The following is a 23,406-nucleotide window of genomic DNA, read 5'->3' on the forward strand; positions in this document are numbered from 1 at the left end:
GGGGCCCACAAACAGGTGCCCCCCTTTGTCGTTCCGGTGGTGGTGCGCCACCATTTACGCCTCCCGGGCTGCCAACCCCGCTGGGGGGGGCCCCGGTTTCGGGGGCCCCCCCCACGTCAGATATTCGGCTGTGCGTCAGCCTCTTCCGGGTACTAGCGGTCGCCCTGGAAGTAGCTCAGCAGACGCAGGATCTCGAGGTACAGCCAGACCAGGGTGACGGTCAGGCCGAACGCCACGCCCCAGGCCGCCTTCTCCGGAGCCTGGGCCCGGATGAGCTGGTCGGCGGCGTCGAAGTCCAGCAGGAAGCTGAACGCCGCGACACCGATGACCACGAGGCTGAAGATGATCGACATGGTGCCGCCGGAGCGCAGTCCGAGACCGCCCGAGGTAAAGAAGCTGGCAACGATGTTGCCGAGCATCAGCACACCCACACCGATCAGCGCGCCCACGATCATGCGGGTCAGGCGCGGGGTGACGCGGATGGCGCCGGTCTTGTAAACGACCAGCATGCCGAAGAACACGCCGAAGGTGCCCAGCACCGCCTGCGCGATCAGGCCGGAACCGCTGGCACCAGCGATCTGACCAGTGAACAGGAACGAGAACGACCCGAGCAGCAGACCTTCCAGTGCCGCGTAGCTCAGCACCAGTGCCGGGCTGTACTTCTGCCCGAAGGAGATGACCAGGCCGAGCACCAGGCCACCGAGGCCGCCGACCAGCAGGAACGGCAGGGCCAGCGCGTGATTACCCGCGGTGAGTGCGTAGGACACGATCGCCATCAGGCTGACCACGCCGAGCGTGATGCCAGTCTTCTGCACCACGTCGTCGATGGTCATCGGGCGGGTGGTGGGGATGGCGGGCTGGTACGGCTGCTGGCCGTAGCCCGGGTACTGCGGCGGCTGCTGGCCGTAGCCGGGCTGCTGCGCGTAGGGATCGGTGGGGTACTGTCCGGCTCCAGGTGCCTGGCCGAAGCCGGCGTAGCCACCCTGCTGCGGCTGCATATTCCGGAAAACCGGGTTGGATGTGGAGCGCACTGTGCGTCCCTTTCTGGAGTCGCGGCTCACGTAGGTCGTGGCCTGTGAAGCTACTCGTCCAACGTGCTACGGGGGTCCGGAGTTCCCGAACCCCCATAGATCGGACTAACTGGACTTTACCTGAGCTTTACCGAACCTGCCGCTCGCCGAGCGCCCGTCAGCCCAGCTGACTCATCACGCGCTGCGCGATCAACTCCAGGTGATCCAGATCCGACAGATCCAAGATCTGCAGGTAGATGCGGCTGGTGCCAGCGATTTCCGCGTAGCGGCCGATCTTGTCGACCACCTCGTCCGGGCTGCCCGCCAAACCGTTGGCCTTCAACTCGTCCACCTCGCGGCCGATGACGGCCGCCCGCTTCGCCACCTCGGCATCGGATCCGCCGACGCAGGCGACCAAAGCATTGGAGAAGGTGATGTCGTGCGGGTCGCGTCCGGCGTCCTTGGCGGCCTTGCGGACTCGCTCGAACTGCTCGGCGCTGGCCTCGGGCGACTGGAACGGCGCATTGAACTCGGTGGCGTACTGGGCGGCCAGACGCGGGGTCCGCTTGGCGCCCATGCCGCCGATGATGACCGGCATCCGCGACTGCACCGGCTTGGGCAGCGCCGGGGAGTCCTTGAGCGTGTAGTGCTCGCCGTCGAAGCAGAACGTCTCCCCCACCGGCGTTTTCCACAGCCCGGTGACAATGGCCAGTTGCTCCTCGAAGCGCGGGAACTTCTCGGCCGGGAACGGGATGCCGTAGGCGGCGTGCTCGGATTCGAACCAGCCCGCGCCGAAACCGAATTCGACGCGCCCGCCGGACATGGCGTCGACCTGCGCCACCTCGATGGCCAGCACGCCCGGGTGGCGGAAGGTGGCCGAGGTGACCAGGGTGCCCAGCCGGATGCGGCGGGTCTCGCGAGCCAGGCCGGCAAGGGTGATCCAGGCGTCGGTGGGGCCGGGCAGGCCGTCGCCGTCACCCATCTTCAGGTAGTGGTCGGAGCGGAAGAAGGCGTCGTAGCCGAGGTCCTCGGCGGTCTTGGCGACGGTGCGCAGCGTGTCGTAGGTCGCGCCCTGCTGGGGTTCGGTGAAGACTCGAAGATCGATTCGTCCCATGCGCCCTATTGTTCGGCGTCGTGCAGACCGCGGACCGAGCGGGTCACCGTGAACTTGCGATTGCGGCCCATCACATCGGTCTTGCCGACCATGCGTTCCATCACGCCCCGGTAGTTGAGATGCGTGTTGTAGACGGTCCAGAGTTCGCCGCCCGGGCGCAGCACCCGGCCGGTCTGCTGGAACATCTTGATGGCCGAACCGGTGTGCACGGCCGCGCCCACATGGAAGGGCGGATTGCACAGCACCAGGTCGGCGCTGTGGTCCGGGGTGGCGGACATGGCATCGTCCTGCAGCACCGTGACCCGGTCCGATACGCCGTTGACGTCGGCGGTGGCGCGGGCGGAGGCCACCGCGGCGGCGGACTGATCGGTCGCGGCGACCCGGATGCCGGGCCGCGCCTTGGCCAGGGCGACCGCGAGAATGCCGGTGCCACAACCGAGATCGATGGCGTCGCGGGCATCGGGCTTCATGCGCTTGAGGTAGTCCAGCAGGAAGCGGGTGCCGATATCCAGGCGCGGGCCGGAGAAGGCGGCCCCGTGCGCGACCACCTCGAGATCCAGGTCCTCGAGCCGATTGCGGATCGGGAAGCGGGGCTCGCCAAGCGGTTTGGGGTCGGCGGCGAGCAGGATGCGCGACTTCTGGCGGCCGCGGCTGGCGCGCACCGACCCGAAGGATTCGGCGAGCACCTCGTTCATGGCGGGGGTCAGGTATTTGTCGCGACCGCCGGCGAAGACCTCGACGTCGGGGGCGGCGTAGCGGGCGATGGCCTCGGCGGTCTCGGCGAGACCGGAGAGGGCGCGCGGCAGCCGCCACAGCACGACGCGCACGTCGCCGAGTAATTCCGGGCCCAATTCCCGGGTGCTGAATCGATCGGATAGTCCGACAATTCGGGCATTATTGGTGAGCGCCAATTCACCGGTCAGCAAATCCTGATGCACGCGCACACCGCGGAGTTCATGGGCGGCGATCGCGCCGAGTGTCAGCGCGCCGTACCCATCGTCGATCACCGCAACCCGGCCATCACCGGCACTCGCCAGCGAATCCGCGGCGACATCAAGCATGAACCGGTCCGCGGCGTCCACCGCGTACAGGTTCACCGCTTCCACATCCGGATACCGCCGCAACCGGCGCAGCACGTCCTCGACCTCAACCACACCTACAGTGTGCTAGATCATTGCCGCACTATTCCATTCGGCACCGCCGAGAGGATTTTGGCGGAATAGAATGAGGCCCGGCACTATTCTGCGGCCCCACAAAAGAGTTGCCGATTCCGTTCACGCGGAATGACTTTCCGGATTGCCGTCACTTCGCCCGGGCATGACCGCGGCCGCGCCGATCAGGATCACCGTCATGGCCGCCACCCCGACGAAGACCAGGTGCACGGCGGGCGCGAGCTCCGACGCCGCCGGATGATCGACCTTGCCGAGGCGCGCGTTCACGATCGCCCCGAAGACCGCCACCCCGACCGCACTGCCCAGCGAACGGGCGAACATGTTGGTGGCGGTCACCACCCCGCGCTCGGACCATTCCGCACTGGCCTGCGCGGCGATCAGGGTGGGGCTGGCCACCAGACCCATGCCCATACCGACGATGAAACAACCGAGAGCCACCTGTAGCAGACCGGAGTTCGCGTCCACCAGCAGCAGCGACGCCGCACCCGCGACCGCGAGCACGCTGCCGATCACGGCGGTGGCGCGGAAGCCGATGCGCAGGTACACCTTTCCGGCCTGCGACGCCGACACCGGCCAGCCCAGCGTGAGCGCGCCGACGGTGAGTCCGGCCAGCAGCGCACCGCTGCCCAGCACGCCCTGCGCGAAGGTGGGCACGTACGAGGTGAGGCCCAGCAGGATCGCCCCGACCAGCAGCGAGGCCAAACTGCTGGCCACCACGATCCGGCGGGTGAAAACCCACAGCGGCAGAATCGGATTCGCGGCCCGTCGCTCCACCAGGCCGAAGGCCACCAGGACCGCCGCCCCGCCCGCGAACAGCGCCACGCTCGGCGGCGCGGTCCAGGCCCACGCCTGCCCGCCCTCCAACAGCGCGAGGATCAGCGCACCCGCGCCGACGGTGAGCAGTCCGGCACCCAGATAGTCGATCCGATGGCTTTGCCGCGGCGCGCTTTCGGTGAACTTCCGCAGGATCATCCACGCGGCCAGCGCCGCCAACGGCAGGTTGATCAGGAAGATCCAACGCCAACTGACGTACTCGGAGAACACGCCGCCCAGCAGCGGCCCCAGCACCGACGACGCCGCCCACACACTGGCCAGATACGCCTGCACCTTGGCCCGCTCCCGCACGGTGTAGATATCGCCCGCGATGGTCATCGAGATCGGGCTCACCGCACCGGCCCCGATCCCCTGCACCGCCCGAAAGGCGATCAGCCCGATCATGCTGGTGGCCAGCCCGCACAACAACGACCCGAGCGCGAACACCCCGATCCCGAACAGCATCACCGGTTTCCGGCCCACCATGTCGGCCAGCTTCCCGTAGATCGGCACGGTCACCGCCTGCGCCAGCAGATAGATGCTGAAAAGCCAAGGGAACTGCGCGAATCCACCGAGCTGATCGGTAATCGTCAACACCGCCGTGGCAATGATGGTGGAGTCCAACGCAACCAACGAGGTCGACAACATGATCGCCGCCAGGATCGGCCCCCGCTCCGACCGCAACCCGATCGATGACTTCAGGTCCGTAGCAGTCACCGGCGACCCCTCTCGTTAGCCCAACTCACCACCTGAGTCGAACACACCAGAGGGGCTGCTATTCCATCCCACCCCGATCACGTCACGCATGCCGCCAGACGTCCCCCGGGATATTCGTCGTCACCCCACGCCGGGAGAGCATTGCACCGGACCCGGCACGAATGCTTCCGATCACGTGCAACTCGAGCCCTGATTCTGCGCACTCCCGAGCCACCTCGGTCACCGCTTCCGCGTCTATCGCAGCCACCAGCTCGAAGTCGACCGAGTCACCGAATACCAATTGCAGCGCATCGTGATTCAAGGATGCGGCTGCCCGCCGGACCGAGTCGTGGACCGGCAAGCAAGCTTCGTCGACATCGACGGCCATGCCGCTCGCCCGGGCCAAGGTTTCGATGGCCCCCTTCAAACCGTCCGAGGTATCGATACACGCGGTGACGCCCGGATGATTCGCGAAAATACGGCCGTGCTCGACCCGGGGTGAAACCCGCTGCCATCGCGCGAGGAGCGCGGAGTAATCGTCACCCGAGATGTCTTCACCTTGGTTGGCGAGTTTCATCGCGCTACCGGCAAGGCCGGTCGGTCCGGTCAGACAGAGCAGCTGCCCCGGCCGAGCACCGGTGCGCGGAAGCAGGTTCGAGGGCTCGACGACACCGAAGGCACTGGCCGACAATATAATTCGCTCAGCGCTACCGATATCACCGCCGACATTCAGCACACCAACGGCTCGAGCACCGTCGCGAATTCCCTCGATCAATTCGGCAAAGTCGCTGTCCGGAAGACTTTTCGGGTACCGGACTACCGACAGAAGCCCCACCGGGACCGCACCCATCGCTGCCACATCGCTGATATTCGCTCCGGCGAGATACCAGCCGATGTCGTAATTGCTGAGGAATCCCTTCTCGTAGAGGCTGAATTTCGGGCCCCGCACATAGTCGGTGCCCGCAACCAGGACCAGGTCACCGCGCAGCCGAAACGCGGCACAATCGTCTTGCGCACCCGCGCCGAGCAGCAATTCAGCGGTAGCGCCGTTCGACAGGGACGACCGCATCGTGGCATCGCCCAGCGCGGGCACGACGATCTGGGCAATCTTGCCGGGCTCGTCCAGGGGAGTGCCGGCAGTCAGCCCGCGGATGGTCACAGCATCACTCCTTCGTTGGCGGGATGAGCCGCCCAGAGTTGTACGGTCCGATGGAAAATCTCACGCCTGATGACAACCGCCCAGTCGCATTCTTCCGCTGGGATCGAGATGCATTCCCCTGCTACCACTCTCAGATACTGACCCGCCATGCGCTGCAGCGGCTGGGCGACAAAGAAGCGGCTGCTGTCTGCGGCAAGGTAGTACGGCGACTCGTCGAGAACCAAATCGGAGACTTCTCCCCAACCGTCCAGCATGTTGAGCGAGAGTCCATCTCGGTACATTCGTCTGATTATCGGCTCCAACGCCATCGGCAGGACATGCAGATGCGCATGACTGATACAGGCGGTGGGCATCACCCGCGTCGAGCCGTGTTCCAGGATCGTGAACTCACCGAATACTTCCACGTACTTCCTGAGAAACCCTTCCAGGAATACCCCGAATCCGCATGCCGGATCAGCGATCGCCTGCGCGGCATTGAAGTAGTGCAGCCTGGGGCACACCAGTACATGACCGGTGGTCAACGGAGAAAGATCGACGACAGCAATACTGTCGTCGGATCCGGCCAGAGATCTTCGAGTCAATGCCGAATAGGTCCGCGTGAACTCCGTGTTTGCTGTTCCGGAGAATTCGGCGCACAAGTCCGATCGGTCGCACGAACCGGACTTCCCCACTCGCCGAGTCTAGCATCGGCCACTCATCCGCAGGATCGAAAGTTCCCTACGGAACGCACTATTCGGACAAATGACCACGACATGCCCAGTGCGCAAATGATTTTGCATTCGCAAGATTGCGTGCAGGTCTATGATTACCACGATCGACCTCGATGCGGAAACGAAAGTCATTGAGACAGGCGGGATACGGGATAGTGAAGTCGAGAACCGCGACGGCATTGGACAAGTCCATCGCAACGGCCACCCTGGCCGCTCTCGCGGCGAGGAGCCAGAACTTCCCAGATCAGCGGCTATGGGAGCACCTCAACACGCACGCGCCGTGGCTCGTACCCACTCTCCTGGTCGTCACGGCGATCTTCACCCTCGGCCCGTTCGCCGCCCGCACCCAGCAAGGCCTGGTGGACCGGCGCACCCAGGTCATCCAGGAGATGCTCATCCAATTCGGCCGGATAATCCACGAATCGGACCGTGTAGACGACAAATTTCAGCTCGAGGATCTCGGACTACACGTCTGGCAGGTTCGTCGAACGTGGCGGCATCCCGGCGAGGCCCGACTGCGGCGGGTTGCCACCTACCGCCTGGGCGGCAAGGGCGTACTCCGGAAATTCGAGCCCAGACGCGGGCAGGGTGTCGTCGGCCTGTGCTGGCAACACAACGCGGAAGAGGCGTTCGACGTCGAACAGCTGTCTGCCCGCGTGGACACCGAGGCCGCGTTCGAGGCGCTGCGGGCCACCGCCGGCGACGCCGCGGTCATGGGGTTGACGTGGGAGGAATTCAAGAACGTCAGGCACCGCGGTGCCGTATTCGCCTCACCGATTCGGGACCGCAACAACAACTTTCGTGGTTGCATGAGCCTCGATGCCAAGAGCGGCTATTCCGCACTCGCATCCTCCGACGTCCCGGAGCTCTTGAACGAATTGGCACTCCGCATGCAATCTCACGAATTCGAAGAGATGTGATATGGACCGACAGACCATCTACTGGTACGAGGAGTTCGCGACCAACTACATCGCCCGCAACGACTCGTTCGAAGCATTTCGCGGGCTCGAACAGGACTTGCTGAAATTCGTCGGACGCTTGCGCGACGGTGCTGTCGTCGTCGACCTCGGATCCGGCAGCGGCCGGGACGCACGCCTGATATCCGCCGCGGGGCATACCGTGATCGCGGTCGACCGGAGCCGCCCATTGCTCGAGCGGTGTCTCGTCTCGGCGTCGCCCGAACATCGGATCATCGGCGTGAATGCCGATCTCGTCGCCTTGCCCTTCGCGCCCGGATCGATAGATGGAATTTGGGCCTGCGGCAGCCTGCTGCATCTGCCGCACTCGGAGATACCCGACGTTCTGGCCCGGTGCTACGAAATGCTGCGCCCCGGTGGGCCAATGGGATTGAGCATGAAAGAGGGCAGCGGGAGCGAGCGCCGCTCGGACGGTCGGTTGTTCACCTACACGAACAAGGCAGAACTGTGCGGTTGGCTCTCGCAGATCGGCTACTGCCGAATAACGATCGACGGGCCATCCAGAAATCAGTGGCTGCTGGCCGTCGCCGTCAAACCCGAAGCCGGCTGAAGCCAGGCTTCGGGATCGCAGTCGCCGAATACCCGCCGTATTCCGCCACGTGGATCTGCGACATCACCGTGCCATCGCGGGATTATGTGCAGGTGCAGATGCGGGACCGTACGGCCCGCCGCGGACCCGTCGTTGACCCCGATCGTGAACCCGTCCGGTTGATACTCCGATTCGAGCAGGTGCCGCATTTCTTTTGCGAGAGCGTGCATGTCGCGCGTCTCTTCGCTGGTCATGTCGAAAAATGACAGCACATGACGGAAAGGGACGATCTCCATATGGCCACGACTGGCCGGAAAGTTGTCCCAGCGTGCGTACATCGTGCCGAGCCGATGCACGACGCTGTTGACAGTACGATCCGCGTGGCGACAGAAGATGCAGTCCGCGTCATGGTCCGCCGGTTCATCCGTCGCATCGATACTTACAGCTCGATCGCTACTCGGCATCGTTTGGCGTCCTACCGTCGGGGCCGGCACAGGCGGCTACGTGTGCGGGCATTTAATCATGCTCCGGTCGACCATGTCCCGTTGGGCGCGCGACAATCCGACGCAATGGGACATCAACCCTGAATAGGCCAATTGCCACGGATTCAGAGTGAGCCGGCCAAGTTGCGTAGGACGGGGAGGCTCACCGAGCCCGAGCCGAGCACCCGGTCGTGGAAAGCCTTGATATCGAAGGCGGCGCCGTGACGTTCGGCGACCTGGGCGCGTTGGCGGCGGATCTCGAGCTGGCCGACCTTGTAGGCGACGGCCTGCCCCGGCATGGCGATGTAGCGGTCGATTTCGACGATGATCTCGTCCACGCCGACGGGGGCGTTGGCGACCATGAAGTCGATGGCCTGCTGCCGGGTCCAGCCTTTGGCGTGCAGGCCGGTGTCCACGACCAGGCGGCAGGAGCGCCAGGAGTCGGCGGCCAGCATGCCGATCCGGGCGAGATCGTCGGTGTACAAACCCATTTCGTCGGCGAGCCGCTCGGTATACAGAGCCCAGCCTTCGACGAACGCGGTGTTGGAGAAAGACATTCGCTGAAAGCGGGGCAGATGATCCAGCTCGTTGGCGATGGTGAGCTGGAGGTGATGACCGGGGATGGCCTCGTGGTACGCGACGGCAGCGGTTTCGTAGCGGTTGCGGGACTTGGGTTCCCGCAGATTGACGTAGTACGCGCCGGGGCGCGAGCCGTCGGCCGCGGGCGGGAAATAGTAGGCGGCGGGTGCGTCGGCAGCCAGGAAATCGGGGACCGGGAGGATGTCGCAGGATTGGCGCGGGAGTCGGCCGAACCAGTTGCCCATTTCCGCTTGGGCCGCAGCGAGATACGCGCGAGCGTCGCTCATGATTTCCTCGCCGGCGTTGTAGCGCAAGGCCGTATCGTCGCGCAATCGGGCGAAGATGGTGGTCTGGTCGGACAGGCCGAACAGCCGGGTGCCGACTTCCTCGTATTCGGCGCGCAGCCCGGCCAATTCGTCGAGGCCGAGCTGGTGGATCTCGTCCGCGCCCAGGTCGGGCAGGGTGGTGTGGTGGCGCAGCAGACGGTCGTAGATGTCCGCGCCGTCGTCGCCGAGCCAGCACAGTCCGGGCCGGTCGTCGGGGCGAGCGACGGGGAGGAGTTCGGTCGCCAGCATCGCACGGTAGGCGGCGAAGGCGGGCCGGATGATGTCGCGGGTGACCTCGGTCAGCTCGGCGCGCCAAGCGGATTCGCCGTCCCAGTCCGACGGGCCGGCCAGGGCGGCGAACGGGTCGTCGGCGAGATCGGCGGCGAGGTAACTGTCCAGCTGATTGAGCGAGCGCTCGATGGTGATGTGCGCGGGTGTGCGCCCGGCGGCCAGTCCCGCCCGGAATCGTTCCGCGGCCTGCCCCATCAGGGTGCCGAACTGCCGATACCGGTCGAGCAGCTTGCGGGCGTGCTCGGGTTCGGGTGCGTTCACCAGCGGGGCCATGGTCAGCATGCCCGCGTGCACGCCGGTCATCTGGTCGGAGGCCATTTCGATGGGTCGCCACTCCAGATGCGAGACGGCGGAAGCCAATTCGGTGCGCAGCAGGCTCCGCGTGGTGCGGTCCTCCGCGCCCAGCCGGCCCGGATCCAGGGCATCCACCTCGGACAGCAGACCCCGCCAGGTGCCCAGCAGTCGTTCCTCGGCGGCGACCGACAGATCCTCGATCCGATCGTCGAATCGCCTGTCCCCCAACAGGGTCGCGTCACTCGGCGCGGCCTCGAGCAGGGCGTCCCAGTACCGGTCGGCGAGTGCGATGAGTTCCTCGTGCGCGTCCATGCCGCCCATCATGCCTGCGCGGGGCCCGGTCTCGCGGGCGCGCGGGAACTTCGCACCCTCAGCGTCGGGCCGGAACGGGAATGCGCATCAAATCCTCGGCCACCACGATCTCGCCGTCGAAGTGGGCGCGGGCATCGGCGAGGTGCTGATCCAGGGTGCGGTAACGCTGGGAGTAGTGGGTCAGCACCAGGGTTCGGACTCCGGCCCGGGCGGCGACCCGGGCGGCCTGACCGGCGGTGAGATGGCCGTATTCGACGGCGAGTTGTTCGTCGGCGTCGATGAAAGTGGCCTCGATGACCAGCATGTCGACGCCTTGGGCGAGGTCGTACACGCCGTCGCAGAGGCGGGTGTCCATGACGAAGGCGAAGCTCTGGCCGGGCCGGTCCTCGCTTACCTCGTCGAGGGTGACGGTGCGGCCGCCCACCTGGACCTCGCCGCGGCGCTGCAACTCACCGACCACCGGGCCGGAGAGGCCCAGTTCCTGCAGGCGTTCGGGCACGAAGCGGCGGCTGTCGGGTTCGTCGAGCCGGTAGCCGAAGGTCTCCACGGGATGCGAGAGGTGCGCGGCGCGCAGCGTGAATCCGGCCCCGGGCGGCGGCAGGTCGCCGTTGCCGGTGATCGGGTGCGGTTGCAATTCGACCTGGCGATTGTGCGCCGAGGAGTCGATGAGGCGTTCGTAGAAGACCTCCCCCGAGGCCGGGAAGTACACGTCCACCGGATGCAGTGCGCCGTCGAGGCTGATGCGGCCGAGCACGCCGGGCAGTCCGAAGCAGTGGTCGCCGTGGAAGTGGGTGATGCAGATGCGGGTGATCCCGCTGGCGGCCACGCCCGCGAAGCTCATCTGTCGCTGGGTGCCCTCCCCCGGGTCGAACAGCAGCCCCTCGCGGTCCCATCGCAGCAGGTAGCCATTGTGGTTGCGCTGTTTGGTCGGTACTTGGCTGGCCGTTCCAAGGATGACCAGTTCGCGCTGTGACACGGCCGCCAGGCTACCGCCCAGGTCCGCGATCCTCGCGGTGGCGAACCGGGCGCGTCCCGTAGTGATACCGACAGGGGGTATACGGGAGGGGACGGTAGGATGGTCGCCGTGATCGAACAGCCGACGCGAAGCACCCGGTTCATCCGGGCGTTCGGGCTGCTCGCACTGATGGCCGGAATCGTGGCCATGCACGCACTGGTGCTCGGCATGAGCGACGCGCACGCCGGGCGCACCATGACCACCGAGCACAGCATGACCGCCGTGACCGCACCGGCCGCGATGGTCATGAATCAGGACCGCGGCATGTCCATGCCCGGCTGCGGGGGTGACTGCGGCAACGGTCATGCCGGAATGCACGGCTGCCTGTTCGTGCTGTCCGCGCTCCTGCTCGGTCTGGGCCTGGCCCTGCTGGCCTGGGTCGGGCTCATCCGCCGCGACGCGATCACCGCACACCTGCGCCTGCCGCGCGCCCACCCGGCCCGGCCGCCGCCGTGGACCGTGCTCTCCTTGGCCGACTTGGCAATTCTGCGGATCTGATGGGCCGCGCCTTTCGCGTACCCACTTTCCGATCAGCAATTACCGAGGAGCCCAACCATGTTCAGCACCCGTACCAAGCTTGCCCTGATCGCCGTCACCTCGGCCGCCGCACTGTCGGCCGCCGGTTGTAGCAGCAGCGACACTCCCAAGGCCGCAACCACTTCCACCACCGCGGCGATGGATCACGGCAGCATGCCCGGGATGGATCACGGCACCACCACCACGGCGCCCGCCGCCACCCGCAGCGATTTCAACGATGCCGACCTCACCTTCCTGACCATGATGTATCCGCATCACGCGCAGGCCGTCGAGATGGCGAAGCTGGTGCCGACCCGCTCGCAGAACCAGCAGTTGATCACCCTGGCCAACGCGGTGGAGCAGGCGCAGTCGCCGGAGATGCAGCAGATCACCACGCTGCTGGGGAGTTTCGGCAAGCCGGTGCCGAGCGGCGAGATGAATCACGAGATGCCCGGGATCATGTCGAAGGATCAGATGACCAAGCTCGAGGCCGCCTCCGGCCCGGAGTTCGACAAGATGTGGATGCAGATGATGATCGAGCACCACCAGGGTGCGATCACCATGGCGAATACCGAACTGGCACAGGGCAGCAACGCCGATTCGAAGGCGCTGGCGCAGTCCATCGTGACCGCGCAGCAGCAGGAGATCGGTCAGATGAACACCATGCTCGGCCAGAGCTAGTCAGGAGACGCGAAACGGGTGCGCCGATTTCGGCGCACCCGCGGGCGCGAATCTCGAGGGGGTTCGGGGGCGAAGCCCCTGAGAGTCACGAGAGTTGTATCAGCTGCCGATAACGGCGTTCATGATCGTGCCGGCGCTGGTGGCGGTGGCCCCGCCGATCATGGCTCCGGCCACCATCTTCGGCGATTCGAGCCCGCCGCCACTCCACTTCTCCCAGGCGAAGCGGCCGCCGCCGTAGGTGATGGCGGTGACGCCGGACAGCATGGTGAACCAGGTGAAGTAGCGGACCAGCTTCATCAGCTTGTCCGCCACCGGCGGCGTCTCCGGGGTCGGGTTGCCGATCTGCGCGACAACCGTGTGGTAGGCGTCATGCACTGCGAGGAGCATGCTCACGATCGGTTCCTCTCGGGATGCTGAATCGGTGCTGGTGGGGCCGAACTTGTGGCACAACTCTCACTATTCAGAGCAATTGAACCGCATCCACCGGGGTGTCATAGCGACGACACACCACCAGCATCGAACTCGAGCACCCGATCAGCTACCTATTTTGTCTCCAGCAGCACCTTTGTTGAGCAGCGAATGCCGGCGGCCGTACGCGAAGTACACGACCATGCCGATCGCCATCCAGATGACGAACCGCAACCAGGTCTCCACCGACAGGTTGAACATCAGCCACGCACAGGCGATCACCGACAGGATCGGCACGAACGGCACCAGCGGCACCCGGAATCCGCGCGGCAGATCCGGGCGGGTGCGGCGCAGGATCACCACGCCGATCGACACCAGCACGAACGCGAACAGCGTGCCGATATTGACCATTTCCTCGAGCGTGCCGAAGTCCACGAATCCGGCCAGCACCGCACAGATGACGCCGACGATGACGGTGATCCGCACCGGCGTGCCCTTGGGACCGGTGTGGGCCAGCTTGCGCGGCATCAGGCCGTCCCGGGCCATGGCGAACAGCACGCGGGTCTGGCCCAGGAACAGCACCATGACGACGGTGGTCAGACCGGCCAGCGCGCCGATGGAGATGATGTTCTTGGCCCAGGTGACGCCGTGGATGGCGAAAGCCGTTGCGAGCGTGGCATCGTCGCCCTGCAGGTCCTTGTAGGACACCATGCCGGTGAGCACCAGCGAGACCGCCACGTACAGCACGGTCACGATGGCCAGCGAGCCCAGGATGCCGCGCGGCACATTGCGCTGCGGGTCCTTGGTCTCCTCGGCGGCGGTGGCGACCACGTCGAAGCCGATGAAGGCGAAGAACACGATCGACGCCGCGGCCAGCAGGCCGTACCAGCCGAAGTGGCTGTTGCCACCGCCGGTGACCAGCTGGAACAGCGTCTGATGCACCTTGCTTCCGCCGCCGGTGTCGGCATTGGGCACCGACGCGGGCACGAACGGCTTCAGGTTCGAGGCCTTGAAGTAGGTCGCGCCGACCACCACGACGAGCGCGATGACGGCCAGCTTGATGGCCACCGCCACCGCCGAGACCCGCGAGGACAGCTTGGTGCCCGCCGCCAGCAGCACGCCGAGGATGGCGATCAGCAGCACCGCGCCCCAGTCGAATTTCACCGTCCCGAAGTGCCAGATGGGCTGATGCCCGCCCATGACCGTGCCCAGGTACTGCGACCAGCCCTTGGCGACGACCGAAGTGCCGAGCGCGAATTCGAGGATCAGGTCCCAGCCGATGATCCAGGCGACGATCTCACCGAAGGTGGCGTACGAGAAGGTGTACGCGCTGCCCGCGACCGGGACGGTCGAGGCGAATTCGGCGTAGCAGAGCGCGGCCAGGCCACAGGCCACGGCGGCGAATACGAAGGCGAGCGAGACCGCGGGTCCGGCCATGTTGCCGGCGGTGCGCGCGGTGAGGGTGAAGATGCCCGCGCCGACCACGACGGCGACACCGAAGACCGTGAGGTCCCAGGAGGTCAGGTCCTTGCGGAGTTTGGCGTCGGGGTCGTCGGTGTCGCGGATCGACTGTTCGACGCTCTTGGTGCGGAACAGTCCGGTGGTGCGCCCGGCAGCGGGACCGGCAGCGTCGGGCGGGGAGTCCGAAATCGCCACTGTCTCTCCTATATCTGGCTTCATATCTGACATCTCGGCAACTATGCAGTTCTCACCGGTCAGCCACAGTTCAGCTCCCGGTCGGTGCACTTTCGCTGGTGGCCTGCAGAAAGACTCGCTGGGTCCAGCCCCGTCACTGCGTTCGGACACTGATCGGAGTCCGAGTTATCGGCGTCACAGGAGACCGTATCACCAGCTGGTACGTACCAGTTCAGCAACCGGTTGGACAACAGGGCCCATCCGCGTGCCGCGTTGACGCCACGCCGAGGACCGGAAGGTCGGATTAATGTTTCCGGTATGGGTTTCGGGGGCGGGTCTGCAGACAAGGACCTGGATGCACTGGACCGGATCCTGGCCGACGCGCACGAGGTCCGGGTTCGCGAGATGCCGGGTGATTCGGTGCCGCTCCTGGTCGAGCGCGACCGGGTTGCCGTACAGGCGCTGCGCGAGGCCCTGCGCATCGCCGACATGCCCGGCTTCGTCTGCCGATGCCAAGGCGATGTGGCGCTGGAATTCCTCGGCCGAGCCGGCACCCGGCTCGCGACGGTCACCCTGCACCACGGCTATTCGGTCCGCTGGACGGGCTGGCGGGAGGACGCGCTCCTGGCCGACGGCATGCGCACACTGGAATGGCTTGCGGTGCGCGGAGTCTCGGAGCCGCTACGCGAGTATCGAGAGACCGAGCAGGCACGGGTGGAGAGCGCCCGCATCGACCGGCTGTGGGAGTCGGACATCCCCGCGCCCCTTACTCCCTACCTCGAACTGTTCCGCGATACCTCGCGCACAGGTCGGGACCTGACTGCGACGCAGATCCGCGAGATGCGCGAGATGCTGCTCGCGGCGCATCCCGATCCGGTCGACCGTGTCCTACGGCTCTGCACCTGGTTCGGTTCGGGTACCGGCGAATACTCGGGTTATCCACTGCACGAAGAGATTCCGCAACGCTTCCTGGACCTCGAGACCCCTGCGGATTTCGCCCGCGCGGTCGAGATCGCCGATGACCGCCCCACCGCGGGCGCAGTCCGCTACCTGCTCAGCGACGAAACAGAGGATCACCTGACCCCCTTGCTGTCCGCCCTCTCCCCCGCCGCCTGTAGCAAGATCCTGCTGCACACCCACGACCCCGACCACCGCCAGTGGCTCCAGCACAAAATGACCGACCTACGCTGAGGTCAGCTCACCGGTGCGGTGCGAACGATCTCCGCATCGCAGAACCGCCGAAGTATCTCCGCGTCACCGAGTTCGGATTGCAGAGAACCCTGCTCGTTGTCGACCGCGCACGGCGGTGATCCGCTGGCGGCGGCAGACTTGATGATCTCGGCGACGAACACCAGCTGCGAACCCTGGAACTTGTCGAACTCGATATACCAGTGCGCGGCACCACCTTTGGACTGGCCGACGATATAGCCACCCGCAGCACGATCCACGCCGATCCCGAAAATCTTTCCGGACCTGGCGAATTCCGGCTTGCCCGCCTTGGGCCGGAAGACCTCGAACGTGCCGTTGCCGACGATCGCGAGGGACAGCGGCACGATCAGCTCATCCCGCCCGTCGCCGACCAGATCGGCCAGAAACGGCTCGCCCGGAGCGTCGGAAGTCTCGGAACGGATGGTCTGCAGGACACCGCCGTCGTGGCCTGTCACGTCGATCACTGCCCGGAATCCGGTCGTGGACCCGGCGTCGTGACGCACGATGAACGAGAATCCCGCGCTGTCGTGCGAGATCAGCTTGCAGTCGGCGGGCACCGCACCCGCGGAACCGGATCCTTTGACGTCACCGCACATCGGCAGGTCCGCCACCGGCACCACCGTGGTTGTAATCGGCGGCGTACCGGTCGTTTTCGGTGCGACCGACGTCGTGCCCGCCGCCGGTGCCGTGGTCGTCGGACCCGCCACCGAACCGTCGTGCCCACAGGCGGCAGTGAGCAGAACGCAAGCAATCACGGCCGCAACTGGCCGAATCCTCCCCATGAGATGACCCTACTTGTATTTCAGGACTATCGGTTCCGAGCAGAACCGTTGTGTCACTTCGCTATCGCTCAGTCCGGACCCTGCGAGGCCGCTGGAGTTGATGACCTTGCAGGTGCCCTGTACGTGGCCTGATGAATTCTCCGACAGGTCGATCTCGACCCGAACCATTTCGCGCAGTTGGGAATTCTCGATCTTCATGAAGGAGACCTCCTTCTCGGCTGCGCCGCCCTTTCCGACGGTCGCGATGTATCCGCTGTCGGTGTGCTCGAGGTCGATACCGTTGATTTCCCCGATCTTGACGAAATGCGCTGATTTCGAGCCCGGGGTGAGGGGGGTGTCGCGGTAGATGGCGTCGGTGACTCCGCCGGTCCCGCTGCCGACCGGAATCAGCACCTCGTCGCGACCGTCGGCGTCGATGTCCCTCAGCATCGGCTCGCCGAACATCATTCCGCTGCCGGTCTCCACCATCGTCCGGTCTGTCACATAATCCGAATTGTCGACCAGGTCCTTCGTGACCACGTCGACCAGCACCACCCGGGTATTGCCCCCGGCCGACGTACGTTCGAGCCCGGCGTGCCGAACCACGAAGGTGTATCCGGCCGAATCCCGGGATATCAGTTTGCAGTCGGTAGGTAACCCGATCCCCGCGTCCTTGACGTCACCGCACAGCGGCAGCTTCGCGATATCGATCGTGGGTTCCTTCACGGGCACAGCGCTCGTCGTAGGAACCGCTGTCGTCGTGCTCTTCGCCGCCGAGTCGTCATGCCCGCAGGCCGCGGTGAACAGGACACATGCGCTCACGGCCAGAACCGGCCGAATCCTCCCCATGACGTGACCCTACTCGTATTTCAGGACTATCGACTCATTGCAGAACCGTTGTGTCACTTCGGCATCAGTCAGTCCGGACCCGGCAAGGCCACTGGCGTCGAGGAGCTTGCAGGTGCCGTGACGGTGGCCTGATGAATCTTCCTTCAGGTCGATCTCGACGCGGACTATTTTTCGCAGTTGGGAATTCTCGATCTTCATGAAGGCGACTTCCTTCTCGTACAGGCCGCCCTTCCCGACGACCGCGATGTAGCCGCTGTCGGTGTGCTCGGGAATGGACCCGTTGACCTCTCCGATCTTCACGAAATGGGCCGCATCCCGCCCGGGATCGTCAATGGAGTCGCGATAGACGGCATAGGTGGTCCCGCCCGATCCGCCGGCAAGCGGAACCAGCAATTCGTCGCGGCCGTCGGCGTCGATATCGTGCAGCATCGGTTCCGCGAGCAACATGAGGCCGCTGCCTGCTTCAGTCAACGCGTCGTAGGACGTCTTGCCGTTCTTGGAAACCACATTGACGACCATCACCCGGGTGGCGGTCCGTATGGCAGTCGTCTCCTCGAGCGTCAGATGCCGGACGACGAACAGGTAGCCGGCCCGATCTCGGGAAACCAGCTTGCAGTCGTCGGTTCCACTCGAGCCGGGCCGGGGGTCATCGCACAGCGGCAGCTTCGCGATATCGACCTTCGGCTCTTCCGCAGGCACAACGGTGGATGTCGGACCCGTTGTCGTCGTCGTGTTCTTGGCGGCCGAATCGGTGTGGCCGCAGGCCGTGGTGAGCAGTACGCAAGCAATGATGGCCGAGACCGGCCAGATCCTCCCCATGACGGCGACTCTAGCGGTCAGTGCGCCGGTTCCGCCTTCGCATATTCCATGCCGCAGAACCGCTGGAGCACTTCGGCATCGGTGAGTTCGGATTGCCGGGAGCCCTTGTCGTTGTCGACAGCGCACGGCGCTTCGGTTTTGCCTGATGTTGTGATGATCTCGGCCACGAACTGCAGCTGGGTGGCCTGGAACTTTTCGAAGTCGATGTACATGTGCTCGGCGTCGCCGTGGATCTGGGCGACGATGTAGCCGTCGGCCGTGCGGTCGAGTTCCTTGCCGAAAATGGTTCCGGCCCTGACATATTCCGGCTTGTTCGACTTGGGCCGGTACACCTCGTAGCCGCCGTTGCCGACCGCCCCCGCGTCCGACTGCAGAATCAATTCGTCCCGACCGTCGCCGACGAGATCCGCCAGGAACGGCTCTTGGGGACGGTCGGCGGACGTCGCGTAGAAGGTCTGGAGAACCGCGCCGTCTCTTCCCGTCACGTCGATCATCGTCTGGATCTTCGCCCCGAGCCCGGTCTCGTGGCGCACGATGAACGTGTAGCCCGCACTGTCGTGCGAGATCAACTTGCAATCACCCGGCATGTACAGCGGCGCCCCAGAGCCTTTGGCATCGGCACACATCGGCAATTCCGCCGTCGGCACCGCCGTGGCCGTCGGCTTGCCGGCGGCTACCGACGGCACGGGACTCGTGACCGCCGCCTTCGTGGTCGACGGACATGCCGCGGGACTGTCATGCCCACAGGCGGAGACAAGCAGAACACAGGCTGTGATGGCCACAATCGGCCAGATCCTCCCCATGCCAACGAGATTAGCTGGCATGGCAACGGAAATTCTGCTGCGAGAACGGGTTCAGGGGACGAGGACTGCGCGGCCGCGGATTTGACCCGCGTCCAGGCGGCGGAGGGCTTCGGGGCCGTCGGTGAGGTCGAAGCGTTCCACCTCCATGTGGAGTTTGCCGGCTTGGGCCAGGGCTACGCAGGCGTGGAGGTCGGAGCGGGTGCCGCCGAGAGACTTTCGAACGGTTGCGCCCCAGGGCCAGCCCGGACCGCCGGCGGGGCCGGCGGTGATTTCCGGTGCGCCGTCGCCGATTCCGACCATGCGGTAGGCGCCGTTGGGGGCGACGGATTCGCAGGCGAGTTTGGCGGTGGCGTTCACGCCGACGAAGTCGAAGACGGCGTCTGCGCCGCGGCCGTCGGTGAGGTCGAGAATGTGCTTGGCGGTGTCGTCGCCGGAGAGGAAGCCGATGTCGGCTCCGCAGTCGGCCGCCAGGTCGAGTTTCTCCTGGGCCTGGTCGACCGCGATCACGCGGACGCCGGAGATGGCGTGCAGGATCTGCAGGGCCACGTGACCGAGGCCGCCGATGCCGATGGCGACGGCGGTTCCGCCGGGGCGCAAGGCTTCTCGCGCGCCGCGGATGGCGTGGTAGGCGGTGAGGGCGGCGTCGGCGACGGGTGCGGCCTGCAGGAAGTCGAGGTCGCCGATGGGGACGAACGAACTGGCCGGGATGCGCACGTAGTCGGACATGCCACCCTCGAGGGTGAGGCCGGGGCAGGGCGGCATGGCGACGCGACCCGCTGCGAGACAGACGTTTTCATTGCCGCTGACGCATTCGCGGCAGACGCCGCAGGTCCAGAACAGGTACACGACACCGCGTTCACCGATCTCGCGGCCGTTCACGTCGGAGCCGATGGCCTCGATGGTCCCGGCGATCTCGTGGCCGAGGGTGAGCGGGTCCTCGCGCAGCTGGTACGGGAAGTTGACCAGCGTCAGATCCGAGTGGCAGACCCCGGCCGCGCCCACTTTGACGAGCAGGTCGGTGGGTCCGATCTCCGGCACCGGGATCTCATTGATCTGCACCTTTTCCGGTCCGGTCCACTGCAGTGCGCGCATCGTGCTTCCTCGCCTCGAGCTTGTGATCTGGGGCACACGGTAGCACTCGCTATACAACGAGTCTAGCGACTGACGGAATGTCTACCGAATTTCCCGAAACCGTCGACGGAACCCAGGACAGCTGTCTAGGCTGCCGTCCCATGTACTCACCGCGGATTGCCATCGTGGGGGCCGGAATCTCCGGGATCTGCATGGCCGTGGCTCTGCAGCGGGCCGGATTCACCGACTTCACCATCTACGAGAAGGGCACCGACTACGGCGGCACGTGGCGGGACAACAACTATCCGGGCCTGGTGTGCGATGTGCCGTCGCGGTACTACCAATTCCGTTTCGCCATGAATCCCGAATGGACGCACCTGTATTCGGAGGGGCCGGAGATCAAGCGATACCTGGTCGGGGTGGCACGCGAGCACGGACTGCACCGCAATACCCGCTTCGGCACCGAGGTCACCGGCGCGGTGTTCGACGGGAACGCCTGGCAGGTCACCACTTCCGACGACGCCACCCGCGAGTTCGACTTCGTACTGTGCGCGACCGGCTTCCTGCACCACCCGAACCGGCCCGATATTCCGGGCCTGGACGAATTCGGCGGCACCGTCATGCATTCCGCGCGCTGGCAGCACGACATCGACCTGACCGGCAAGCGCGTCGGCGTGATCGGCACCGGGTCCACCGGCACCCAGCTGGTCGGTGCGCTGGCCGGGAAAGTCCTGCGGGTCACCATGTTCCAGCGCACGCCGCAGTGGATCCTGCCGACCGTCAACCGGGCCTACTCGCCGGTGTCGAAGTGGCTGTACCAGGCCGTCCCGGCCCTCGGGCAGCTCCCCTACCTGTTCAATCGCGCCGCCTTCGCGGTGTTCTCGCAGGGTCTGGTGCATCCGGGCCGGGTGCGCCGCCTGATCCAGTGGGTGGTGGAACGGAATCTGCGCTCCGTCAAGGATCCCGAGCTGCGCCGCAAGCTGACCCCCGACTATCAGGCCATGTGCAAGCGGCTGGTGGTGTCGGATCGCTTCTACCGGGTCGTGCAGCGTCCCGACGTCGAGTTGGTGACCGAGGGTATCGACCGGATCGACAAGGACGCCGTGGTCACCGCCGACGGGCAGCGCCACGAGCTCGACATCATCGTGCTCGCAACGGGATTCGACTCGCACGCCTTCATGCGGCCGATGGCGATCACCGGCGCCGGCGGCCGCACCCTGGACCAGGCCTGGGCGGCGGGACCGCGCGCCTTCGAGGGCGTCATGATGCCGGACTTCCCGAATCTGTTCATGCTCGTCGGCCCGCACAGCCCGTTCGCCAACCATCCGCTGACCGCGGTCGCCGAGGCCCAGTCGGCGCGCATCGTCGGCTGGTTGCGGCGTTGGCAGGCAGGGGAATTCGCGACCATCGCGCCGACGGGAGCCGCCACCGACCGCTACAACGCGCGCATGCGGGCGGCCGCGCCGAGCACGGTGTGGACCACCGGCTGCCAGAGCTGGTACCTGGGCAAGGACGGCCTGCCGGAGTTGTGGCCGTGGACGCCCGGCGCGTACGAGAAGCTGATCCGCAGTACCCCCGACACCATCGACTACGACCTGCGGCAGCGCGTCGCGATCGGGAAGTGACGCGATCATGGAAACAGCATTGTGGCGCTTCGTCTCTCGTGGCGTCGGCCACTGGTGGTTCGGCCCGGCCCCCGACTGGTCCCGGGTCCGCGCAAGGGTCGGCGCGGGCACCACTTTCGCCCGCGCACCCCGTGGGATCGCCGTCGAGACCGGTCAGCTCGGCGGCATCCCGGTCGAAACCCTCACGCCCCCTGCGGCTCCCGACGATGCGGCGGTGCTCTACCTGCACGGCAGCGGCTATGTGATCGGCATGCCGCGCATGGTGCGCACGCTCACCGGCGCACTCGCCGCCGCCATGGGCACCACCGTGCACGCGCTGGACTACCGCCTGGCCCCCGAGGACCCCTACCCGGCCGCGATCGACGACACCATGGCCGCCTATCGTGCCCTGCTCGCCCAGGGCATTCCCGCCGAACGCATTGCGGTGGTCGGTGATTCGGCCGGTGGCGGACTCGCCCTGGACCTGGCCTTGCGATTGCGCGAGAAGCATTGGCCGCAGCCCGCCATCCTGGGCCTGATCTGCCCGGTACTGGATCTGTCGGCGGATTCCTCGGCGTTCCACTGTGATCCGAGCCGGGAGCCGCTGCTGAATCCGCCGCTCATGACCCAGTTCATGGACGCATATCTGCCCGATGCACCCGAGGCCGAACGGCGTGCCCGCTCACCGCTCTACCGCGACATCACCGGACTGCCACCGATCGTCATGCATTCGGCGGGTGACGATCTGCTGGCCGGGGACGCGCGCCGCTTCGCCGACCATGCGGCGAAATCCGGTGCGCCCCTGCGCCACCACGAGTATCGCGGCCTATGGCATGTCTTCCACGCCATGCCGATGGCGGTGGCGCACGAGGCGGTCGCGGATCTCGCATCGGCGCTGTCCGACGGGGTCTACGGTCACCGCACGGGATACCGCGCGGGCCGCTGACCCTCGAGCGAAGGCGCTCAGGCGAAACTGTCAGGCGAAGGCGCGCGCCACGACCGGGACCACGAACTCCTCGAGCATGGCGCGTTCCTCCTCGTCGTCACGACCGGGTGCGGCGAGGAAGGACACGATGATGCGGGTCAGCCACCGGGCCAGGCGGCTGCGTTCCGGATCGGTCAGCGCGGTGGGTGTGAACAGCCCCGCCGCAATGGATTCGATGACGTCGGAGTCCTGACTGATCCGGCCCGCGGCACCGGATTCCCCGGGCCGGAACCAGGCGATCAGCAGCGGATCGGCGCGCACGGCCCGCACCGCACCGAGCATGGCGGTGACCACCTTCTCGCCCGGATCCTCGATCGTGGCCACCTGCGCGAAGACCGTCGCCGCGATGTGCCGGGTCTCCCGGTGCACGAAGGCCAGCCGAACCGCCTGCCGGTTCTCGAAATACCGATAGAGGGTGGCGCGAGAGCAGCCTGCGGCCTTGGCGATATCGCCCATGCCGACGGCGGTGACGCCGTGCTCGGCGAACAAGCGCGCCGCCGCGTCCAGAATGCGCTCGGCAGCCAGATCCGCACGATCATCGGCCAGCCAGTCCCGGCTCATCTGATCTCCCTTCGGTTCACTCGCT

General features: G+C 66.0%; 24 protein-coding genes. 7 read left to right on the forward strand and 17 right to left on the reverse strand.

Annotated elements, in window-relative coordinates:
• Positions 1 to 152 precede the first annotated feature (152 nt).
• From ACFXHA_RS44250 to ACFXHA_RS44275, 6 genes are all read right to left on the reverse strand, one after another.
• Complete coding sequence (locus tag ACFXHA_RS44250) at positions 153 to 1,031, reverse strand: Bax inhibitor-1/YccA family protein (RefSeq protein WP_379367261.1); 879 nt, start codon at positions 1,029 to 1,031, stop codon at positions 153 to 155.
• Between the two features lie 157 nt (positions 1,032 to 1,188).
• Complete coding sequence (locus ACFXHA_RS44255; RefSeq protein ID WP_379367440.1) at positions 1,189 to 2,115, reverse strand: LLM class F420-dependent oxidoreductase; 927 nt, start codon at positions 2,113 to 2,115, stop codon at positions 1,189 to 1,191.
• A 14-nt stretch (positions 2,116 to 2,129) separates the two neighbouring features.
• Positions 2,130 to 3,278, reverse strand: coding sequence for a class I SAM-dependent methyltransferase (locus ACFXHA_RS44260; RefSeq protein ID WP_379367263.1), 1,149 nt, complete (start codon positions 3,276 to 3,278; stop codon positions 2,130 to 2,132).
• 120 nt (positions 3,279 to 3,398) lie between these two features.
• Complete coding sequence (locus ACFXHA_RS44265) at positions 3,399 to 4,826, reverse strand: MDR family MFS transporter (protein ID WP_379367265.1); 1,428 nt, start codon at positions 4,824 to 4,826, stop codon at positions 3,399 to 3,401.
• 82 nt (positions 4,827 to 4,908) lie between these two features.
• Complete coding sequence (thiL, locus tag ACFXHA_RS44270) at positions 4,909 to 5,964, reverse strand: thiamine-phosphate kinase (protein WP_379367267.1); 1,056 nt, start codon at positions 5,962 to 5,964, stop codon at positions 4,909 to 4,911.
• The gene (locus ACFXHA_RS44275) at positions 5,961 to 6,635 is read right to left on the reverse strand and encodes a hypothetical protein (RefSeq protein WP_379367269.1); all 675 of its coding nucleotides are present in this window, start codon (positions 6,633 to 6,635) and stop codon (positions 5,961 to 5,963) included. The genes thiL and ACFXHA_RS44275 overlap by 4 nt, the downstream gene beginning before the upstream one ends.
• A gap of 194 nt (positions 6,636 to 6,829) precedes the next feature.
• Here ACFXHA_RS44275 and ACFXHA_RS44280 point away from each other — a divergent pair, with 194 nt between their 5' ends.
• Together ACFXHA_RS44280 and ACFXHA_RS44285 are read left to right on the forward strand one after the other, a co-directional pair.
• Positions 6,830 to 7,594 carry a hypothetical protein gene (locus tag ACFXHA_RS44280; protein WP_379367271.1) on the forward strand — a complete coding sequence of 255 codons (765 nt, stop codon included), beginning with the start codon at positions 6,830 to 6,832 and terminating at the stop codon, positions 7,592 to 7,594.
• A 1-nt stretch (position 7,595) separates the two neighbouring features.
• Positions 7,596 to 8,201: a class I SAM-dependent methyltransferase gene (locus ACFXHA_RS44285; protein ID WP_379367273.1), complete on the forward strand. Its 606-nt coding sequence runs from the start codon at positions 7,596 to 7,598 to the stop codon at positions 8,199 to 8,201.
• Here ACFXHA_RS44285 and ACFXHA_RS44290 read toward each other — a convergent pair.
• The 3 genes from ACFXHA_RS44290 to ACFXHA_RS44300 form a co-directional block, all read right to left on the reverse strand.
• Positions 8,159 to 8,644, reverse strand: a complete 486-nt coding sequence (locus tag ACFXHA_RS44290) for an HIT family protein (protein WP_379367275.1) — start codon at positions 8,642 to 8,644, stop codon at positions 8,159 to 8,161. The genes ACFXHA_RS44285 and ACFXHA_RS44290 overlap by 43 nt on opposite strands.
• A gap of 143 nt (positions 8,645 to 8,787) precedes the next feature.
• Positions 8,788 to 10,464 carry a DUF885 domain-containing protein gene (locus ACFXHA_RS44295; RefSeq protein WP_379367277.1) on the reverse strand — a complete coding sequence of 559 codons (1,677 nt, stop codon included), beginning with the start codon at positions 10,462 to 10,464 and terminating at the stop codon, positions 8,788 to 8,790.
• Between the two features lie 58 nt (positions 10,465 to 10,522).
• Positions 10,523 to 11,440 (reverse strand): ribonuclease Z, encoded by a 918-nt coding sequence (locus ACFXHA_RS44300; protein WP_379367278.1) that lies wholly within the window; start codon positions 11,438 to 11,440, stop codon positions 10,523 to 10,525.
• Between the two features lie 108 nt (positions 11,441 to 11,548).
• On the opposite strand from ACFXHA_RS44300, the gene ACFXHA_RS44305 reads away from it, so the two are divergent.
• The gene (locus ACFXHA_RS44305; protein ID WP_379367280.1) at positions 11,549 to 11,977 is read left to right on the forward strand and encodes a DUF6153 family protein; all 429 of its coding nucleotides are present in this window, start codon (positions 11,549 to 11,551) and stop codon (positions 11,975 to 11,977) included.
• Positions 11,978 to 12,034: 57 nt separating this feature from the next.
• Positions 12,035 to 12,676: a DUF305 domain-containing protein gene (locus ACFXHA_RS44310; protein ID WP_379367282.1), complete on the forward strand. Its 642-nt coding sequence runs from the start codon at positions 12,035 to 12,037 to the stop codon at positions 12,674 to 12,676.
• 99 nt (positions 12,677 to 12,775) lie between these two features.
• Here the strand turns inward: ACFXHA_RS44310 and ACFXHA_RS44315 are convergent, their stop codons facing one another.
• Positions 12,776 to 13,063 (reverse strand): hypothetical protein, encoded by a 288-nt coding sequence (locus tag ACFXHA_RS44315; RefSeq protein WP_379367442.1) that lies wholly within the window; start codon positions 13,061 to 13,063, stop codon positions 12,776 to 12,778.
• Between the two features lie 147 nt (positions 13,064 to 13,210).
• Positions 13,211 to 14,734, reverse strand: a complete 1,524-nt coding sequence (locus ACFXHA_RS44320) for an amino acid permease (protein WP_379367444.1) — start codon at positions 14,732 to 14,734, stop codon at positions 13,211 to 13,213.
• Between the two features lie 303 nt (positions 14,735 to 15,037).
• On the opposite strand from ACFXHA_RS44320, the gene ACFXHA_RS44325 reads away from it, so the two are divergent.
• A complete protein-coding gene (locus ACFXHA_RS44325; RefSeq protein WP_379367284.1) occupies positions 15,038 to 15,910 on the forward strand; it encodes a hypothetical protein in 873 nt (290 codons plus the stop codon).
• Between the two features lie 2 nt (positions 15,911 to 15,912).
• Here ACFXHA_RS44325 and ACFXHA_RS44330 read toward each other — a convergent pair whose 3' ends face one another.
• From ACFXHA_RS44330 to ACFXHA_RS44350, 5 genes are all read right to left on the reverse strand, one after another.
• Positions 15,913 to 16,635: a hypothetical protein gene (locus ACFXHA_RS44330; protein WP_379367286.1), complete on the reverse strand. Its 723-nt coding sequence runs from the start codon at positions 16,633 to 16,635 to the stop codon at positions 15,913 to 15,915.
• A gap of 84 nt (positions 16,636 to 16,719) precedes the next feature.
• The gene (locus ACFXHA_RS44335) at positions 16,720 to 17,415 is read right to left on the reverse strand and encodes a hypothetical protein (RefSeq protein WP_379367288.1); all 696 of its coding nucleotides are present in this window, start codon (positions 17,413 to 17,415) and stop codon (positions 16,720 to 16,722) included.
• Between the two features lie 132 nt (positions 17,416 to 17,547).
• On the reverse strand, positions 17,548 to 18,237 hold the full coding sequence (locus tag ACFXHA_RS44340) for a hypothetical protein (RefSeq protein WP_379367290.1): 690 nt from the start codon (positions 18,235 to 18,237) through the stop codon (positions 17,548 to 17,550).
• 137 nt (positions 18,238 to 18,374) lie between these two features.
• Complete coding sequence (locus ACFXHA_RS44345; protein ID WP_379367292.1) at positions 18,375 to 19,160, reverse strand: hypothetical protein; 786 nt, start codon at positions 19,158 to 19,160, stop codon at positions 18,375 to 18,377.
• 51 nt (positions 19,161 to 19,211) lie between these two features.
• Positions 19,212 to 20,252, reverse strand: a complete 1,041-nt coding sequence (locus ACFXHA_RS44350; RefSeq protein ID WP_379367294.1) for an NAD(P)-dependent alcohol dehydrogenase — start codon at positions 20,250 to 20,252, stop codon at positions 19,212 to 19,214.
• Positions 20,253 to 20,392: 140 nt separating this feature from the next.
• Between ACFXHA_RS44350 and ACFXHA_RS44355 the strand changes: the two genes are divergently transcribed.
• Both ACFXHA_RS44355 and ACFXHA_RS44360 read left to right on the forward strand, forming a co-directional pair.
• A complete protein-coding gene (locus tag ACFXHA_RS44355; RefSeq protein ID WP_379367296.1) occupies positions 20,393 to 21,856 on the forward strand; it encodes a flavin-containing monooxygenase in 1,464 nt (487 codons plus the stop codon).
• 7 nt (positions 21,857 to 21,863) lie between these two features.
• A complete protein-coding gene (locus tag ACFXHA_RS44360) occupies positions 21,864 to 22,781 on the forward strand; it encodes an alpha/beta hydrolase (protein ID WP_379367298.1) in 918 nt (305 codons plus the stop codon).
• A 30-nt stretch (positions 22,782 to 22,811) separates the two neighbouring features.
• Here ACFXHA_RS44360 and ACFXHA_RS44365 read toward each other — a convergent pair whose 3' ends face one another.
• Entirely contained in the window at positions 22,812 to 23,381 is a 570-nt protein-coding gene (locus tag ACFXHA_RS44365) for a TetR/AcrR family transcriptional regulator (RefSeq protein WP_379367300.1), read from the reverse strand.
• Between the last annotated feature and the right edge of the window lie 25 nt (positions 23,382 to 23,406).

This window comes from Nocardia sp. NPDC059240 (assembly GCF_042753865.1).
Lineage (GTDB): Bacteria > Actinomycetota > Actinomycetes > Mycobacteriales > Mycobacteriaceae > Nocardia.